Source organism: Clostridium sp. YIM B02551, assembly GCF_022324735.1.
GTDB lineage: Bacteria > Bacillota > Clostridia > Clostridiales > Clostridiaceae > Clostridium_T > Clostridium_T paridis.
The window spans coordinates 1-18,864 of record NZ_JAKGTF010000024.1; the positions used below are offsets into that span (position 1 = coordinate 1).

The window sequence follows — 18,864 nt, forward strand, 5'->3', positions numbered from 1 at the left end:
AGGACGGTTAAGCTTTGAGATGCCGATGGTACTGCACGGGAGACTGTGTGGGAGAGTAGGGAATCGCCAATTTATATGGTTTACTAGCTCAGTCGGTAGAGCACATGACTTTTAATCATGGTGTCCGGGGTTCGATTCCCCGGTAAGCCACCAAAATATTAAATATAATTTAGATTTGGAAAGCAACGAGGTAATCCTATAGATATAGGTCCTCGTTTTTTGTATATTATTACATAATTATAGTATGAAATAAAAATATAATAATTGAATTTATATGAAAATATAATTAGAATAAATATATAAGTATGAATGGATAGAGGGTGTAGAAATGCAAAAGGCCTTGGAGCAAGATTGTAAAATTATAAAAGCCTTCAATAATAATATAGTTCTTGTGGAAGCAGAGGGTAGAGAAAAATTATTATTTGAAAAGGGGATCGGCTTTGGTAAAAGACCTGGAGATCAAATTAGAAAGGGAACAGAAATAGAAAAGATATTTGTAATAGAAGATAAGGACAATTTAAGAAATTTCAGAGAGTTAACTAATAATGTAGATAATGAATTTATTGGATTCTGCGAGGAATTGATATTCTATATATCAAAAGAGCTAGGAGAAGAATTGAGTGAAAACATTCACATAGCACTAACAGATCACTTATCTTTTGCTATTAAAAGGCTAAAGAACAATGAAGAAATACAAAATCCATTCGTTGCAGAAGTAGAGACACTATACAAAAAGGAATTTAGTTTAGCGCAAGATATTGCAGATAGGATACAAGAAAAAATGGGTGTTTATATTCCAGATGGAGAAGTAGGATTTATAGCACTTCATATACACTCTGCTAGAAAAAATGGTAAGCTTTCTAATACAATAAAATATAGTTTTATTAGTAATACAATAATTGAATATGTTGAGGATGCATTAGAGGTTGAAATAGATAGAAAGTCATTAGATTATGCTAGATTTTTAACTCATTTAAGATTTGCAATAGAGAGAATAACCACAAACAGTCCTATTGCAAACGACTTGATACAAGAAATTAAGAAAAAGTATCGAAAGTCATATAAGATAGCTCAGAATGTAGCCGTGATATTAGAAGATAATTTAGAAGATGTTAAGGTTGTGGAAGATGAGGTAGCTTACTTAGCTATGCATATTGAGAGATTTAGAGTTTCGCTAAAAAAGGTTAAAATATAAAGGGTGCTAATATAGCACCCTTTTTTATTATTACTTTTTATAAGTTATAACTGTATCTTTACCAGCATGAACATCTTCACCAATCACAGCATTTAAGTTTTTTAAGTTATCTGGGTTAGTAATTAAAACTGGAGTTATTAAAGATAGACCTTTTGATTTTATAAAATCTCTATCTATTTTTAAGATAGGTGTTCCAGCTTTTATTTTAGAACCTTGCTCAGCTAAAGCCTCAAAACCTTCACCTTCTAGGGATACAGTTTCTAATCCAACATGTATTAAAAGCTCTGTACCATCTGAAAGAGTCATAGCAAAAGCATGCTTTGTTTTAAAAAGTAATGTAAGTTCTCCATCAGCAGGAGCTACGATTAAATCTCCAGTAGTATCAATAGCTACTCCGTCACCAGCCATTTTTTGAGCGAATACCTCATCAGGTACTTGAGATAAGTCAATTGTTTTACCAGATACTGGAGCTATAATTTTAACTTCTTTGCTAAATAATCCAAACATAGTAATACCTAATTATAATAAATAATTAGGATAGTTCACTTCCTTCCTAAAAATAAATTCACTAAATTGTTTTCATGGTATTAAAAAAGGCATAAGTTTAAATTAAACTTATGCCTGATAAACAGTAACACGTTTAATTAAATTATAACGTCACAGATATTTGTTGTCAATAACTTAGGGGGATAAATAATAAGTTCTTAAGATTTTAAAAAATTTTTCACTGAAACCGTTGACAAGTAAAATAGGTTGGTATATACTGAATTTGTAATTAAAGATATTAATCGATACAGCGTGTAACTATTTAGGGCATTAGCTGGAAAGAATGTATTATGTATATTCTTTTCAGCTTTTTTATTTGCAATTATTCATTGATAACCATCTGTATCGAAAAAAATTTATTAGGAGGTTTTCAAAATGTCAAAAGGAAACAACAGAGTTCTTGCTTACCTTCAAAGAATAGGTAAGTCATTAATGACACCAGTAGCAGTAATGCCTGCAGCAGCACTTATGTTAAGACTAGGTCAAAATGACGTTTGGGCTTGGACAGGAAATCAATACTTAATGGAAAAAGGAATTCCATGGATGGCAGCAGCAGGAAATGCTGTATTTGGTCACTTAGCATTACTATTTGCTATAGGTATAGCAGTAGGATTAGCTGAAGAAAACAATGGAGTTGCAGCTTTATCATCAGCAGTTGGTTATTTTGTAATTACAGAAGTTGCTGCTACTTTCAATAAAGATATTAACATGGGAGTATTAGCCGGTATTATAGTTGGTATAGTTGCAGGTGAATTATACAATAAGTATAAAGATATTAAAGTACCACAATTCCTTGGATTCTTTGGTGGTAAGAGATTTGTACCAATCGTTACTTCACTTGTATGTTTAATTCTTGGTGTGTTAGCAGGATATGGATGGATAAGAATTCAATGGGGATTAGATACATTCGGTAATGCAGTTGCTAACTCAGGTTCAGTAGGAACATTCGGATTCGGTTTATTAAACAGATTATTAATTCCATTTGGATTACATCACGTAATGAATTCAATATTCTGGTTCCAATTTGGAACATTCACAAATGCAGCTGGAGAAATCGTAAGAGGAGACTTAACAAGATACTTCGCAGGAGATCCAAACTCTGGTCAATTTATGACTGGTTTCTTCCCAATAATGATGTTTGGTTTACCAGCAGCTTGCTTAGCTATGATTACAGCAGCTAAGAAAGAAAGAAGAAAAGAAGTTACTGGTATGTTATTAGGATTAGCATTTACTTCATTCTTAACTGGTATTACAGAACCAATAGAATTCTCATTTATGTTTATAGCACCAGTTCTATACGGAATACATGCAGTGTTAACTGGTGTAGCAGGAGCAGTAACATATGCTCTTAACATGAAAATAGGATTTGGTTTCTCAGCAGGATTTATCGATTATGCATTAAACTTCAATAAGCCAAATACAAGCAATCCATTAGGATTAGCATTAGTTGGATTAGTATTTGCTGCAATTTACTACTTTGTATTCTTATTCTTCATTAAGAAGTTTGATATTAAGACTCCAGGTAGAGAAGATGAAGATGCTGAAGATGTAGAAGTTAGAAGCTCATCAAAAGGCTCATCAGATTTAGCAGTTAAAGCTCAAGGAATACTTGATGCTATAGGTGGAAAAGGAAACGTTGAAACTATAGATGCATGTGTAACTAGAATCAGATTATCAGTAGCTGATGGAAGTAAGATTAATGAAAAAGAACTTAAGAAATTAGGTGCTTCAGGAATTATGAAAATGGGCGAAGGAAACTACCAAATAGTAGTTGGAACTTTAGCTGATCCAATAGTTTCACATATGAAAAAATTAATGAAATAAAATATAAGAGGTTAGGAGAAATCCTAACCTTTTTTATTTAACTAGCTGGATATTATATAGATCTAGCCATAAGTTTAGTTGTATTAAATAAGCTATAAATTGTGGTCCCATCATTAACTGTCCATACCAAGGAATCTTATAGGAAGTTCCTTTTGTGTTAACTATTTCTTGAATTTTCTTCTTATCAATAATATCTAATATTGGAGAAGATGGCGTGTTTAGTATCTTATTCATTTCCTTACACACTTCTTCAGTATATATAGGATGATAGGTCTTTGGATAAGGACTCTTTTTTCTCTCAACAATTTCATCCGGAAGTATTCCTTTTAAGGATTCTCTAAGAAGTCCTTTCTCTCGGCCATTGAGGAATTTTATATGAGAAGGTAAGTTAAAGGCATACTGAACTAATCTAATGTCTGCAAAAGGAACTCTAACTTCTAGGGAATTTGACATGCTCATTCTATCTTTTCGGTTTAATAGATTTACCATAAACCACTTAACATTTAAATAGAATAGCTCTCTCATTCTATAATCTAAAGAATTTTCACCATCTAAATGAGATACTTTTGAAATAGAGTCATTATAGTTTGCATCTACAACCTCCTCAAGTTTTAAATGCTTAAGAGAAGGATTTAAAATATCTATTTTGCTTGAAGTTGACCTTGCCCAAGGGAAGGTAGTGGCATTCATCATATCTTTATTTGTAAACCATGGGTATCCACCTAAAATTTCATCAGCACATTCGCCAGATAGACCAATTACAAAATCTTCTCGAATTTCTTTACAGGCTAAGAAGAGAGATGAATCGATATCTGCCATACCAGGTAGATCTCTAGCAATTAAGGCGTCTTTCAAGTTTGTAACTAAATCTAGATTGTTTAACAATATTGTGTGATGATTACTATCTATGTTTCTTGACATAAATAGCGCCCATTCTTCATCAGGGGTTGGCTGGAAAAGTGATGATTTAAAGTAGGTTTCATTTTCTTCAAAGTTAATTGAGTAAGTAGTTAGTTTTTTTCCTCTTGTTTTAAATTCTTTTGATGCAATAGCAGATATTACTGAAGAATCTAAGCCACCTGATAAAAAAGTTGATAGGGGAACATCACCAACCAATTGTCTTGTAATAGCATCAGTTAAAAGTTCTTTTAAGTGTTCTTTGGCTTCATCTTGAGTTTCATTAAAATCTTCCGCAGTGAGTTTCCAATATTCTTTTAGATAATATCCGTTTGGTGAAAAGTTCAAAAAGAATCCAGGGGGAATTTCTTTAATATCTTTAAAAATTGCACTTCCAGGTGCAGTAGCAGGACCTAATGCAAGAAGTTCTGTTAGTCCATCTTCATCTACTTGTGAAGTTATATAAGGGTGAGCAAGTAAAGTTTTTATTTCAGAACCAAATATTAAAGAAGATCCTCTAATTGAGTAAAATAAAGGTTTAACCCCTAGAGGGTCCCTAACTAAGAAAATATTATGAGAATTTTTGTCGTAGATGCAAAAAGAAAAGATTCCATTTAATTTATCTACACAATTAATTCCCCAATGAATATATGAGGTTAATAATACTTCAGTATCAGAATAAGAGTTAAATGTATGTCCATAGGAAAGGAGTTCTTTTCTTAAGTCTTCAGTATTATAAAGCTCTCCATTATAAACTAAAACGTAAGTATTAGAATTGAGATGCTTTATCATAGGTTGTTTTCCCCCTTCTGGGTCAACAACTATAAGACGTCTGTGTCCAAGGAGAACATTATTGCTTGAGAAAAAGCCTTCACTATCAGGACCTCTCAGTTTAAGAGTTTCATTCATTGATTCTATAACATTATAGAAAGGGAGTAAATCCTTAGAAAAATCAATCCATCCTGAAATTCCGCACATAGTAATACCTCTCTAAAATATATAATAATTAATTTATAGGTTATACTATGAAATATAAAAACAGATAGTTACAATATGAGACTTAAGTTTGACATAAAATAAAGAAGGTTTTATAAGAATAACTTATAAAACCTAAATACAGAAATCTGGCTCGATTTTTGATTTATACTCTTCAACTAAATCTTCAAGAGATATGTTATCAACCACGCTTTCAACAGCGTCCTTCATTTTTTTCCATATTCCTATGGTAACACAAGTTGAAGCACGATCACAGTTTGGATTATCAGTAGCTGCGCAATCAACAGGGTACAATGGACCTTCTAATACTCTTAAGAGCATTCCGATTGTGATTTTTGATGGCTCAAGAGCTAACATATATCCACCTTGAGAACCTCTAACACTTCTAACATATCCAGATTTATTTAGTGGAGTTATTATTTGTTCAAGATATTTTTCGGAAATTTCTTGACGGGCTGCTATATCTTTTAATGGTATTAATTGCTGATTATAGTGTATAGCCAAATCCAACATTAGTTGAATACCGTATCTTCCTTTGGTTGAAATTTTCATAAAGTACACCTACTTTTTAAAATAAATTTTCTAGTATACAAACATTATAAAACATATAGGGATACTAGGCAATCTCTATAAATGTCATTAATTCTAAAATTTTCATTGTATGAAAATTTTAACTGATATTTTTATTATTCATTAGTATATTATAACCCAAATTAAAGGAATTTCAATAATTTATTTAATTAGTATTGAATCTATATTTTGATAGTAAAAGGGTTTTAAGGATAAATTGTTACAAATGAATTAATGATATATACTAATTATAATATAAATCAAAGCGTTAGTAAAATTGCTTATATAATGTAGTTTTTTAGGAGGGAAAATAATGGCCATAAAGTCTAGAAAAGTTGCGATTGTTGGAACTGGACTTGTAGGATCCAGTGCAGGCTTTAGTTTAGTTACTCAAGGAGTTTGTGAAGAAATAATAATGATTGATATTAATCATGAAAAAGCTTTAGGTGAAGCAATGGATTTAAGTCATTGTATTGAATATTTAGACCAACATACTAAGGTTAGAGCAGGAAGCTATGAAGATTGTGCAGATGTAGATGCAATAATTATCACAGCTGGACCACCACCAAAACCAGGTCAAAGTAGATTGGATACTTTAGAAGCATCAGCTAGAATAATGAAGTCGATAGTAGAACCTATTATGAAAAGTGGGTTTAACGGTCACTTTATTATAATCTCTAATCCAGTTGATATAATGGCATACTATGTATGGAAACTATCAGGACTACCTAAGAGCCATGTAATTGGAACAGGAACATCAGTTGATTCAGCAAGATTAAAGCACTTTATTGCAGATTTAGTTCAAGTAGATCCTAGAAGTGTTCAAGCGTATTCTATGGGTGAACATGGAGATTCTCAAATGGTTCCATGGTCTCATGTATATATTGGAGGAAAGCCTTTCAGTAAAGTAATAAAGGATAATAAAGATAGAATTGGTAATGTAGATTTAGATAAGCTTACCTTAGATACAGCACAGGCAGGATGGGCTGTTTTTAACAGAAAAGGAACTACCTACTACGGAATTGCTACTGCTGCGGTTGGAATAATTAAGGCAATATTTAATGATGAAAATAAGATAATTCCAGTATCAACATTATTAGAAGGGGAATATGGATTTGATAATGTATTTGCAGGAGTCCCAGCAGTTTTAAATAAGGATGGAGTAAAAGAATTAGTAGAAATAGAAATGGCAGAAGAAGAAAAAGTTAAGTTTAATAAATCTGTAGAAACAATAAAAAAACATTGTAGTTTACTAAGTATATAAATATATATTTCGGAAAACCTATAAAAGAAAGCATTGGTTGACAAAAAATATAAAGTGGTATACAATACTTGAGGATGTTGTGCATTAAGATCCACTAGCTCAGTCGGTAGAGCACATGACTTTTAATCATGGTGTCCGGGGTTCGATTCCCCGGTGGGTCACCACAATTATTAAATATGTAAACTTGCTTAGCTTAAAATAAAAAAACTGATTTTTCAATTTGAAAAATCAGTTTTTTACTTTATTAAATAGAGATTTCGGAATTGTTATTTTTTACTTTTAAAAATAAAAAACCACCGATAAAGAATAAGATAACTAAGCTTAAGATTCCGTATTTTGAACTGCCAGTAATTGTTCCAATTATGCCAATTAAGAGAGGTCCTATAACAGCTGAAATTCTTCCAAATATATTATAAATTCCAAAATATTCAGCTGAATTTTCCTTTGGAATTATCTTGCCATAAAATGAACGACTAAGTGCCTGAATACCACCTTGTGCGCTGGCAACTAAAATAGATAGAATCCAAAAGTCAAATTGAGTTTTAATAAAGAATGCATAAATTGATACTATAGTATAAGTTATGATACCTATTAAAATCATAATCTTAGTAGAAAATTTCTTTGCGAGCATTCCATATAGAATTGCGAAAGGAAAAGCAACTATTTGTATTACTACAAGTATTTTCATTATTGTATTACTATCGATTCCAATATCTATGCCATAGGCAGTAGCCATGGTGAAAACAGTATGAACTCCATCTATATAAAAGAAAAAGGCTAAAAGAAATAGAAAGACATTTCTATTGTTCTTTAATTTTTTTAGTGCAATCCAAAGCTTTTTAAGTTCTTTAATGATTGTTTTAGGGTCATCATCAATATAATATTTTTGCTTAACATTTCTAAGTATCGGAAAAGAAAAAAGTAACCACCATATAGATGTTATTAAAAATGAAAGTTGAGTAGCAAAGGTAGTAGATATTCCTAAGGATGAAGCATTCGTGATAATTAGTATACATATAAGAAAGGGAATGGTACCACCAATGTATCCCCAAGCATATCCATATGAAGAGACCTTATCCATTTTTGAATTTTCGGTTACATCTGTAAGAAAAGAATCATAGAAAATATTAGAGCCAGAAAATCCGATTGTAGTAAAAATATAAATAGCTAAGCACATTAGCCAGTTACCTTCAGAAACAGTTGCTAAAAGCGCAGTTGAAATAACTCCAATCAATAAGAAACAAGTAAAAAATTTCTTCTTATAACCTTTATAATCAGCAATTGTCCCTAGAAATGGAGCTAAGATTGAAATAATGAATGTGGCAAATGCGTTTGCATAACCCCAGTATGCTGTAGAAATATTATCTGCCATGTTATTAGCTGCAACTTGTTTGAAAAATACAGGAAGTATAGCTGTTGTAACTACTATTGAATATGCAGAATTACCGAAATCTTGCAAAATCCAGCTTCTTTCATATTTATTCAAGATAGGATCCTCCTAAAAATTATTCTTTATTTAATTATAGAGGAATATAGAGTGCAAAATACATAAGTTAATAAATATTTACCTTTAAAATAAAGTTTTAACTTATATATTTATTTGTTTATAAAGAACTATAGAATTGGTATAATTACATAAAACTTAAAAGTAGGGGGCATGTATGAATTTATATTCACAAATTGGGGAAATTTTTTTAATAATGCTAGTAGGTTTCTATGGAAATAAGAAAAAAATATTAAATGAAGAAATTAATAAAGGATTATCATCCTTGCTTATTAATATAACTTTACCGCTTCTTATAATTAATTCGTTTAATATAAAGTATAACAGTGAAATCATTTTAAATCTTTTTAAGTCACTGGGATATAGTTTTCTTTCATTTTTAATTATAATACTAATTTCTAAGCTACTATATTCAAAAGTTAATGGAGAAAAGAAAGAGATATTAAAATTTGCCACAGTATTTTCAAATTGTGGATTTATAGGCTTCCCAATAATTGAGAGTATATATGGAAAAGAAGGATTAGCCTATGCATCTATATTTAATATGGCATTTACAGTATTTCTTTGGAGCTATGGAGTGATGTTGTTTAATGGTAAGGAGAATATAAAGGATTTAAAAAAGATATTTATTAATCCAGGAATTATATCTGTTGTCATAGGAGCGGTAGTTATGGTATCTCCAGTTAAAATGCCATTAGTTATTGAAAATGTCATTAGTATGGTTGGTGGGATGACAACACCTATTTCAATGATAATAACTGGGAGTATGATGGCCAATGTATCAATGAGGAAGGGAATAAAAGATATTTATTTATACTATGGAGTATTTGCAAAATTAATTTTGGTACCGGTTATTTTATATACAATAGTAATTATCTTAGGAATTAAATCTTTACCTACAAATGTTATTATTGCATGTGAAGCTATGCCAGTAGCAGCAACTACATCAATATTTGCAGAAAATTATAATAAAAATAAGGACTTTGCTGCATTTACAGTGTTTATTAGCACACTATTTTCGATAGTTACCATTCCTTTAATGTTAAGATTTATAACCTGATAAAATTAAACAAGCTTGGATATAAGTCCAAGCTTGTTTTTTAGATTTTTTATATTAAAAACGTAAATCTCTTTCACCATTTTGGATTCTTTGAAGCTTATCTTCACAAGCTTTTCTAGCTGCTTCATTTGGAATTAATTGAAGATTTTTAGCTATAGCTTCTTCTCCAACTTTTTTAGTTTCTTCATCAGCATAATCAATTAAATATTCTTTAAAAGTTAATAAAGCGTTAGGTTGACAAACATTATGGATTTGTCCACTTTTAGCAAGGGCCATGAATCTTTCACCAGTTCTTCCTTCTCTATAACAAGCAGTACAATAGCTTGGAATATATCCTTGGCTACATAAACTTCTCATTACTTCACTTGGACTTCTTTCATCACTAACTTCAAATTGAGCTGTATTTTCTTTTTCCTTATTAGTATCAGAATATCCACCTACACCAGTACAAGAACCAGCAGAAACTTGAGAAACTCCTACAGATAAAACTTCTTCTCTGAAGCTAGCTTCTTCTCTTGTTGATAAGATAATACCTGTATAAGGAACAGCAATTCTTAAAATAGCTACTAACTTTTTGAAATCCTCGTCCTTAACCATATGAGGATAAGTAGAAAAATCAACATTTTCAGCAGGTCTTAATCTTGGAACAGATAGAGTGTGAGGACCAACACCTGTTTCCTTATCAAGATGCTCAGCGTGCATTAACATGGCAACAGTATCATATTTATGATCATATAATCCGTAAAGTACACCCATCCCAACATCATCTATTCCAGCAGCTCTTGCTCTGTGCATTGCAGTAGTGTGCCAATTATAGTCATGCTTAGGTCCTTGAGGATGAAGTCTTTCGTAGGTCGGTTTGTGATATGTTTCTTGGAATAAGATATAGGTACCAATTCCAGCATCTTTTAATTTTTTGTAATCCTCAACTGTAGTTGCGGCTATGTTAACATTACATCTTCTTATAGCACCATTATCAAATTTAAGTGAATAAATGGTCTTAAGAGATTCAAGAACATATTCAAGAGGATTGTTTATAGGGTCTTCACCTAGTTCTAGTGCAAGTCTTTTATGTCCCATTGCTTCTAAAGCTTTAACTTCTTCGGCTATTTGTTCTTGAGATAATTTTTTCCTTAATAAATCATTATTGCAGTGTTGATATCCACAGTATTCACAATTATTTACACAATAGTTTGATAAATAAAGTGGAGCAAATAGAACAATTCTGTTTCCATATATTCTTTCTTTTATTTCTCTAGCAACTTTGAACATTTCGTTCACTAAATCTTCGTCTTGAACGGCTAATAAAACAGCAGCTTCTCTATGAGTTAATCCCTTAAAATCTCTGGATCTTTCAAGTAAAGATTTTACGTAATCCTTGTCTTTTGCTAATTTTTCACCTTCAGAAATACTTTGATGAATTTCTTCCTCAATTATAAATTCTTCAGCCTTGTATTCTCTAATCATAACAACGACACTCCTTAATATTACTTTTTAGTTATAGCAGATTTAACTTGTACATTTGTAACTCTTCCAAGCTTACCAGTTAAGGCACCTATTTCATCAGTTGTCCCATCAACGATAATTGAAATTACTGAAACTCCTTTTTCTTTATAAGGAATGCCCATTCTTCCTACGATGATAGAGGCAAAATCATGAAGTATTTCATTAACTTTAGGTGCAGATTCAATGCTATCAAGAACGATAGCAACTACGCCAACTCTATTTTTATCTTCCATAGAACCTCCAGTAGTACCTTCAATATACTATTGAGAAATTTAATTAAAGTAATTTGTATTCTAAAATATAAAAACCCTCCGCAAAGCAGAAGGTAAATTTTTATAAACAAATAAGTATATTATGCTATCATAGCATCGATATTTGTCTTCAAATCCTTTTGCTTAGTAATACCTTGCAATTAGAAAGAAAATTAGAATAAAAAAATTTAAGGTCAGTTAAAAGAAGATTATAGAGTTTTAACTATATAGATAAAACTTGTTTATGTCCTTTTATCCAAGCTTATAAATAATTACAATATATATTTTACAGCAGTTTATTTCATATATCAACAAGGAGATAATTTATCACACATAACTTTAGAAAGAGTTAATGAATTTAGCTATGTAATTAGCAACTGTTTTGGTATAAGGTTTAAACGACAAAGGTATACTTTGAAAAGTATGTTGCACTAAAAAGTAGGGGTGCCTGCAGCAGCAGCTGTTGCAGCTGCAGTTGCTGATGTATCCGTAGTATCAGATGAAGTAGTTGCTTCCTTAATCCTATCCCTCATAATAGCCTGTTGTGCAGCCATAAAAGTTAAATTACTTCCGATATTTTGTAAGAAGGTACCGAGTATGATTTTTTGTTCTATATTGATTCCTATAGAAAGTTGAAGAGCTACAATAGTTGCGGCAACGGGTAATTCTTCAGGTTTTAAGTCATAAATGGACATAATATCTCCTTAAACACATGGCTTATAGTAAGTATAATATGCAGGCAAGCAAAGGGTTATGTCTGTGTACATAAAAATGGTAAATTTGAATAAATGGAATTCATTTAACTTCACCTTTAGGAATATAAAATCATATAAATAATATAGATGTAAAATGAAATATTTTTAAAGAGGAAGTGTTCAAATGGTAGCTAACATTATCAATTATTACGGAGGCGGTAATACAGCAAGAGGACAAGTTAATTATTATGATTCGATATTAAGTAATGTTAAAGATTTATATATAGTAAAAAATGCTCCTCAAATAATAAAGACTTCTTTCATAAAATCAATTGCTCAAGCTTATCTATTAAGAGAATATGAAATAGAGCTTATAAATAGTTATATGCATAATGAATATATAGAAGGTGTAATTATACCAGAAGCTCAGGTTGCTTTTGTTGATGGCAATCCTATTTATGGATCGAAAATTGCTCAAGTAAATAGGGGTAAAGAATATATAGATTTATCAGGGATAATGAAAGAATCTGAATTAGTAGAAAAAGAACGGGAAATTGAGGAGCTTAAGGATAAAATGAAATCAGAATTCAAAGCAGCAGAACATTCCTTTAATGAAGCTTTGAAATATTATAATAAGTTAAAAGAAATATATATGGAAAACTTAGATATCGGTAAGGCTAATAAACTGGCTAAATCTCTTGTAGAGGAAATATATACTGATAGCTGTGAAAATAAAGAATCAAAAGTATATCATAGATATTTTGAAGCAGTTACTCCAGAAGGAACAAAGGATTTTATCCCTAATATAACAAGAAATCTTGACAAGAGATATCTTATTAAAGGAAGACCAGGGACAGGAAAATCCACTATATTGAAGAAGATATTAGATGAAGGTATGAGTAGGGGAATGGATTTAGAAGTTTATCATTGTGGATTTGATCCAGAGAGTCTTGATATGGTAGTTATTAGAGAGTTAGGAGTTTGTGCATTTGATAGTACAAATCCTCATGAATATTATTCTGAAAGAGATTCTGACATAGTTATTGATACTTATAAGGAGTTAATAACTGAGGGTACAGATGAGAAATTTAAAGATATAATTTCAAAAATAACTGATGATTATAAAGTAAGACTTGATGAAGGAAAGACCCATTTATCTGAAGGGAAAAAATATATGTTGCAAATTGAAGCAATATATTTAAGATGCTTAGACAAAGAGAAATTAAGAAATTTAGAAAGAGGATTAGGTACACTAATTGATATGTATGTTAGGTAATATATGTTTAGGGGAGGATTTGAGTCAATCAAAATATATCTTCCTCTAATTTTTTGTTATAGGCATATCTTTTTTCTTGAAGTAACACATAGTATTGAAAATTAATACTATAAGATATACAGCAAAGAGGAAAAAGGAGTTAACTATATGCGTATAATATATACTTTATTTATTGCTCTAGCCAATAATATCGATAACATCAGTGTTAGGATTGCTTATAGTATTAGAGGGATTAAAATCCCCATGTCTAAAAATTTATATATTTCCTTTATAACCTTTATTTTTGCCTCGTTAGCAGCCTTGTCTGGACAAGTTGTTTCACAAACTTTAAATTCACGTATATCTTCATATTTAAGTATGATATTGCTAATTGGAATAGGTATCTGGATTATAGTTGAGCCATATAGGAATAAGAAAAATAAAGAAGAGGAAGTAATAGTTAATGAAGATATATCTATTCAAGATATAATGAAGAATCCAGAAAAAGCTGATGTAAATAACTCAAAGGATATAGATTATAAGGAAGCAACGCTGCTAGGAGTAGCCTTATCAATGGATACACTAGGTGGAGGTCTTAGTGCTGGAATGATAGGAGTTAATCCTATTTTTGTGGGGTTCTTTTCTGCTTTTGTTAGCTTCATAGCTTTATGGGTGGGAAATTATGTAGCAAAAATATTTAGTAAATGGAATATCGGAGAAAAAGCTCCAATTATAGCAGGGGTGTTATTAATATTAATTGGAATAAAACAAATTATATAATTAACACTTAGTAAAGAATAGTTATAAAATATATATAGGGTTTTAAGTTCAACTATTAACTTATTCATGCCTGAAAATGTCCAGAAGCCGACATTTTCAAACAAGTATAAGTTAAGTTTCCTATCAAAAACCCTACATTACAGAAAGAAGAGGGAATTTTATGGATGATTTATAGTCCATAAAAGTTTCTCTTCTTTTAAATTTAGGTGAACAGTAAAATCATTCAAAGAATATATCTATAAAGGGATAATAATAATTTGGATTGGAAAATGGATAAAGCGATAATAGTAATACCTGGTATAATGGGTTCGAATTTGAAGAATTCAGAAAATAATAATATAGTTTGGGTAACTGAAAAAGGCCCATTTGGGATTATGGAGTTAATTTATTTATTAAATGGAGAATTGCATTGTAATGAAGAAGGCGAGTCAATAAAACCTATAGAACCAAATAATGGGGAAGATGAATACGGAGCTAAAGATAGTTATAAAAAATTAATTACAACATTAGAAGAAAAATTAGGTGAAGGTTATAAAATTCAATTTTTTGCCTATGATTGGAGATTAGACAATAGTAAAAATGTAATATTTTTAAAAGAACTTATTGATAAATTTGAAAAAGTAATTATCATAGCACATAGTATGGGAGGTCTTATAGCGGCTAAATATATAATTGAGTATGGGAAAAATAAGATAGATAAGTTAATTACACTTGGGACTCCATATTGGGGATCAATAGACGCAGTACAATGTTTGTATAATGGAAAAATTAATATTCTATCAAAGGATATAGAAGGGATAATAGAGCAGGCCTCATTATCTTTTATATCAAGAAATATAAAAGAACTTCTATATAATTACCCAAGTATATATCAGCTTATTCCTAATGAGCAATTTACGATAAATAAGCCATGGTTACTAACTACAGATGAAGAGTTGGATCACTGGTATGATTATTTTTGGCAGGATGAGGAAGAGAAATATAATAATGTTGAAAAAACAAAAAAGTTCATAGAAACTATATCTAATAATAGTCTTTTTGAGAAGGCATTAAATTTTCATAAAGAGATAAAAGATTTCTTTAATTATATAGAAGATTTGGATTATAAAATTATAGTTGGTATTGATATAAATACGATAGATGCAATAAAAATAATAGATAGTAATAATATAATGGGAGCTATAAAAGCTGTAGAGCCCAGATATTCAAAAGAAGGTGATGGGGTAGTGCCTTTTTTAAGTGCAATTATGAATAATAAAGAGAATGATAGAGTAATTAAAGCTTATGAAGTAAGTCATAAGGATTTAGTTGAGAATGATAAAATATTAGATACAATTATTAAGTTCATTAACTCAGATAAAGCTATAGTTAATAATGATGAAAGAGAGAAGGAAACTATAGGGAAGAAAAATATGAAATTTGTTTTTGCAGGAGATGTTGATATTAAAATATTTAGTGGACGAAATGAAATTTATAACGTTACTAAAATAATTAAGGATGAGTTTTATGGATATAGAATTTATGGGCAAGAAGAATTCAAAGTAAATATCGTAGGAAAAATAGGAGCTCAAGCAATTTTTGTAGGAACAGGAGAAGCTCAAGAATTAATTATAAAGATTAAATCTCACGAAGAACAAATAGTTGACTTTTCAATTGGAAACGAAAGATATTTGTATAAATTTGATAGAATTCATTTAATGAAGGGCTCTAGACTTTATGTCAATGTGGACTACGAAGAGAAGGTTTGGTTGGAGTTAGATTATAATGGTGATGGCAAAGTAGATGAGGTTATTATATAAGAATAAAGGGAGAGGTTATGTATATAAATTCTCCCTTTATTTATTGAAACTAGTAATATATTACCTTAATGGATTTTTTGTATAGTAGGCAATTCCAATTGCCCCTGGCCCAACATGTAATCCAATTACAGGGCCAATATCACATATAGGTACTTGGACATTAAGGCTCTGTTTCAGAATTAATGCCAAATCCTTAGCTTCGTCAATACAATTAATATGATGGATTGCTACTTCTCCTAATCCAAATTTATTAACATCATTTAGAAACATATCAGCCATCTCTAATTTAGCTCTTCGTTTAGTTCTTATTTTATTAGCGATAGAAGTTTTACCATCTTCAACAGTCAAAATAGGTATTATTTTTAAGATATTACCTATTAATGCACTAGCACCACCAATTCTTCCCCCTTTTTTTAGGTAAACTAAATTATCAGGTATAAAAAGGAATCTACTTCTTCTGGTGTTTTCCAGGGTAATAGTTTTGACTTCTTCTAAAGATTGTCCATCTTTTGCAGCTCTAGCAGCAACAATTGCAGCGAAGCCTAATTGCATACTATTTGAACGTGAATCAACTATTTCAATCTTTGCGTTAACATACTTTTCAAGAATCATTTCTTTAACCATATGAGCTGTAGAATATGTACCACTCATACTTGAGGAAAGAAATACACATAGTATCTCATCACCTTTTTTAATTATGTTTTCCATACAAGTATATATTTCTTCAACAGAAGGTTGAGAAGAAGTTGGAATACCACGTTTCTCCATCATTTCATAAAAGGTATCATTTTTTAAATTGACTTCCCTAAAGTTATCATTATCAAACAACACATTTAAGGATACTACATTTATTCCTAATGAAGCTCTAAGAGTTTCATCAATGTAACTAGTGCTATCAGTTATAATTTGTACAGCCATAATTAAATCTCCATTTATATAAAAATTATTTATTACTTATTATAATTTTATCACTCCTTTGATATGTTTTCATTAATTGTAAAATAATAAATAATAGACCTATAAGGGATTATCTATTATAATATTATTTAATGACGTATATTATTATGTGGATTTATGAAGTATTTTTGTAATGATACATAAATTAATAGGAATTATCAGATTATCAATCATGATTATGTATTTTAACACTTTACTAAGAAATTCTGGAATACATTGATAAAAAATTAGGTTTGCAAGTGTATTTTTTGAAGAAAACAAAAAAATGTGTTGATTTCTTATCATTATGAGAATATAATTAATACAGATTAGTTGGACAACGGCGTTCAATAGAATTACTTTAATATCTTTTGAAGGTGGTTCTGTTGAGCGCCGTTTTTACGAAAAAAAGTAGAGCATATATTGAGGGGGGGATTTTTATGTCAAAATATTCAAAAGAGGATATTGTTAGAATTGTAGAAGAAGAGGGCGTTAAGTTTATAAGACTTCAATTTACTGATATGTTTGGAACTTTCAAAAATGTAGCTATTACAGATAGTCAGCTACAAAAGGCATTGGATAATGAATGTATGTTTGATGGATCTTCTATTGATGGATTTGTTAGAATAGAGGAATCAGATATGTATTTAAGACCAGACTTGGATACTTTTGCGATTTTCCCTTGGAGACCACAACAAGGAAAGGTTGCAAGGTTAATCTGCGATGTTTATAGACCTGAAGGAAAGCCTTTTGAAGGAGATCCAAGAAATATATTAAAGAGAATTTTAAAAGAAGCTGAGGATTTAGGATATACAATGAATGTTGGACCTGAGTGTGAATTCTTCTTATTTAAGACAGACACAGATGGAGAGCCAACTACAGAGACTCATGATGAAGCAGGATATTTTGATTTGGCACCAATAGATGCTGGTGAAAATGCAAGAAGAGATATGACGCTTGCATTAGAAGAAATGGGATTTGAAATAGAAGCATCCCATCATGAAGTTGCTCCCGGACAACATGAAATAGATTTTAAATATTCTGATGCTTTATCCACAGCTGATAATATAATGACATTTAAATTAGTTGTTAAATCTATAGCACAAAGACATGGCGTTCATGCAACATTTATGCCAAAACCAGTGTTTGGAATAAACGGTTCAGGAATGCATGTAAATATGTCGTTAAATAAAGATGGCAAAAATGCATTTGTTGATGAAGCGGATGTAAATGGATTAAGTAAGACTGCATATAGCTTTATAGCAGGAATAATTGAAAATATAAAAGGAATGGCAGCGATCACAAATCCATTAGTAAATTCATATAAGAGATTAGTTCCAGGGTATGAGGCACCTGTTTATGTTGCTTGGTCATGTAAAAATAGAACTCCACTAATAAGAGTTCCAGCAGCAAGAGGAGCTGGTACAAGAATAGAATTAAGATGTCCAGATCCTAGTGCAAACCCATATTTGGTTTTAGCAACCCTTTTAGCAGCAGGATTGGATGGAATTAAAAAGAATTTAACTCCTCCTGCAGAAGTGGATGGTAATATATTCAAGATGACAGAAGAAGAGAGAGAAGAAGCAGGGATAGAAGCATTACCAGGAGATTTGCATGAAGCTGTGGGCTACATGAAGGAAAATGAATTGGTTAAAGCAACTTTAGGTGAGCATGTATACAAGAACTATACAAAGGCAAAACAAAAGGAATGGGAAGAATATATAACTAAAGTTCATCAATGGGAATTAGATAGCTACATGAAAAAGTATTAATAATAGATAGGATG

At 30.7% G+C, this 18,864-nt stretch carries 16 protein-coding genes and 2 tRNA genes; 10 read left to right on the forward strand and 8 right to left on the reverse strand.

From position 1 onward, the window contains the following. Window positions 1-77: 77 nt before the first annotated feature. A tRNA-Lys gene (locus L1S47_RS19830) sits at window positions 78-153 on the forward strand. A gap of 175 nt (window positions 154-328) precedes the next feature. Next, on the forward strand, window positions 329-1,195 hold the full coding sequence (gene glcT / locus L1S47_RS19835; protein ID WP_238886698.1) for a glucose PTS transporter transcription antiterminator GlcT: 867 nt from the start codon (window positions 329-331) through the stop codon (window positions 1,193-1,195). Window positions 1,196-1,225: 30 nt separating this feature from the next. On the opposite strand, the gene L1S47_RS19840 is transcribed toward glcT, so the two are convergent. Further along, on the reverse strand, window positions 1,226-1,702 hold the full coding sequence (locus tag L1S47_RS19840; protein ID WP_202769006.1) for a PTS glucose transporter subunit IIA: 477 nt from the start codon (window positions 1,700-1,702) through the stop codon (window positions 1,226-1,228). 414 nt (window positions 1,703-2,116) lie between these two features. Between L1S47_RS19840 and nagE the strand changes: the two genes are divergently transcribed. After that, entirely contained in the window at window positions 2,117-3,565 is a 1,449-nt protein-coding gene (gene nagE, locus L1S47_RS19845) for an N-acetylglucosamine-specific PTS transporter subunit IIBC (protein ID WP_202769007.1), read from the forward strand. Window positions 3,566-3,598: 33 nt separating this feature from the next. Here nagE and asnB read toward each other — a convergent pair whose 3' ends face one another. After that, the gene (asnB, locus tag L1S47_RS19850) at window positions 3,599-5,440 is read right to left on the reverse strand and encodes an asparagine synthase (glutamine-hydrolyzing) (RefSeq protein WP_238886699.1); all 1,842 of its coding nucleotides are present in this window, start codon (window positions 5,438-5,440) and stop codon (window positions 3,599-3,601) included. Window positions 5,441-5,572: 132 nt separating this feature from the next. After that, window positions 5,573-6,010 carry an Rrf2 family transcriptional regulator gene (locus L1S47_RS19855; RefSeq protein WP_238886700.1) on the reverse strand — a complete coding sequence of 146 codons (438 nt, stop codon included), beginning with the start codon at window positions 6,008-6,010 and terminating at the stop codon, window positions 5,573-5,575. A 331-nt stretch (window positions 6,011-6,341) separates the two neighbouring features. On the opposite strand from L1S47_RS19855, the gene L1S47_RS19860 reads away from it, so the two are divergent. Both L1S47_RS19860 and L1S47_RS19865 read left to right on the forward strand, forming a co-directional pair. Further along, a complete protein-coding gene (locus L1S47_RS19860; protein WP_238886701.1) occupies window positions 6,342-7,292 on the forward strand; it encodes an L-lactate dehydrogenase in 951 nt (316 codons plus the stop codon). 88 nt (window positions 7,293-7,380) lie between these two features. Continuing rightward, window positions 7,381-7,456: transfer RNA gene (locus L1S47_RS19865), tRNA-Lys, on the forward strand. Window positions 7,457-7,536: 80 nt separating this feature from the next. Here L1S47_RS19865 and L1S47_RS19870 read toward each other — a convergent pair. Then, window positions 7,537-8,778: an MFS transporter gene (locus L1S47_RS19870; RefSeq protein ID WP_238886709.1), complete on the reverse strand. Its 1,242-nt coding sequence runs from the start codon at window positions 8,776-8,778 to the stop codon at window positions 7,537-7,539. A 175-nt stretch (window positions 8,779-8,953) separates the two neighbouring features. On the opposite strand from L1S47_RS19870, the gene L1S47_RS19875 reads away from it, so the two are divergent. Continuing rightward, window positions 8,954-9,856: an AEC family transporter gene (locus L1S47_RS19875; RefSeq protein ID WP_238886711.1), complete on the forward strand. Its 903-nt coding sequence runs from the start codon at window positions 8,954-8,956 to the stop codon at window positions 9,854-9,856. A 54-nt stretch (window positions 9,857-9,910) separates the two neighbouring features. Here L1S47_RS19875 and hydG read toward each other — a convergent pair whose 3' ends face one another. The 3 genes from hydG to L1S47_RS19890 all read right to left on the reverse strand — a co-directional run bounded on the left by hydG (window position 9,911) and on the right by L1S47_RS19890 (window position 12,308). Further along, window positions 9,911-11,323: a [FeFe] hydrogenase H-cluster radical SAM maturase HydG gene (gene hydG, locus L1S47_RS19880; protein WP_238886714.1), complete on the reverse strand. Its 1,413-nt coding sequence runs from the start codon at window positions 11,321-11,323 to the stop codon at window positions 9,911-9,913. A gap of 20 nt (window positions 11,324-11,343) precedes the next feature. Continuing rightward, window positions 11,344-11,595 (reverse strand): TM1266 family iron-only hydrogenase system putative regulator, encoded by a 252-nt coding sequence (locus L1S47_RS19885; RefSeq protein ID WP_202769013.1) that lies wholly within the window; start codon window positions 11,593-11,595, stop codon window positions 11,344-11,346. Window positions 11,596-12,044: 449 nt separating this feature from the next. Next, entirely contained in the window at window positions 12,045-12,308 is a 264-nt protein-coding gene (locus L1S47_RS19890; protein WP_238886716.1) for a hypothetical protein, read from the reverse strand. A 184-nt stretch (window positions 12,309-12,492) separates the two neighbouring features. On the opposite strand from L1S47_RS19890, the gene L1S47_RS19895 reads away from it, so the two are divergent. The 3 genes from L1S47_RS19895 (at window position 12,493) to L1S47_RS19905 (ending at window position 16,142) form a co-directional block, all read left to right on the forward strand. Further along, window positions 12,493-13,584, forward strand: coding sequence for a hypothetical protein (locus tag L1S47_RS19895; protein ID WP_238886718.1), 1,092 nt, complete (start codon window positions 12,493-12,495; stop codon window positions 13,582-13,584). 114 nt (window positions 13,585-13,698) lie between these two features. Then, window positions 13,699-14,343 carry a sporulation membrane protein YtaF gene (ytaF, locus tag L1S47_RS19900; protein ID WP_373689127.1) on the forward strand — a complete coding sequence of 215 codons (645 nt, stop codon included), beginning with the start codon at window positions 13,699-13,701 and terminating at the stop codon, window positions 14,341-14,343. Window positions 14,344-14,612: 269 nt separating this feature from the next. After that, on the forward strand, window positions 14,613-16,142 hold the full coding sequence (locus tag L1S47_RS19905; RefSeq protein ID WP_238886729.1) for an alpha/beta fold hydrolase: 1,530 nt from the start codon (window positions 14,613-14,615) through the stop codon (window positions 16,140-16,142). 60 nt (window positions 16,143-16,202) lie between these two features. Here the strand turns inward: L1S47_RS19905 and L1S47_RS19910 are convergent, their stop codons facing one another. Continuing rightward, window positions 16,203-17,060: a DegV family protein gene (locus L1S47_RS19910; RefSeq protein ID WP_238886731.1), complete on the reverse strand. Its 858-nt coding sequence runs from the start codon at window positions 17,058-17,060 to the stop codon at window positions 16,203-16,205. A gap of 458 nt (window positions 17,061-17,518) precedes the next feature. Between L1S47_RS19910 and glnA the strand changes: the two genes are divergently transcribed. Beyond that, on the forward strand, window positions 17,519-18,850 hold the full coding sequence (gene glnA / locus L1S47_RS19915; RefSeq protein ID WP_238886734.1) for a type I glutamate--ammonia ligase: 1,332 nt from the start codon (window positions 17,519-17,521) through the stop codon (window positions 18,848-18,850). Window positions 18,851-18,864: the final 14 nt, after the last annotated feature.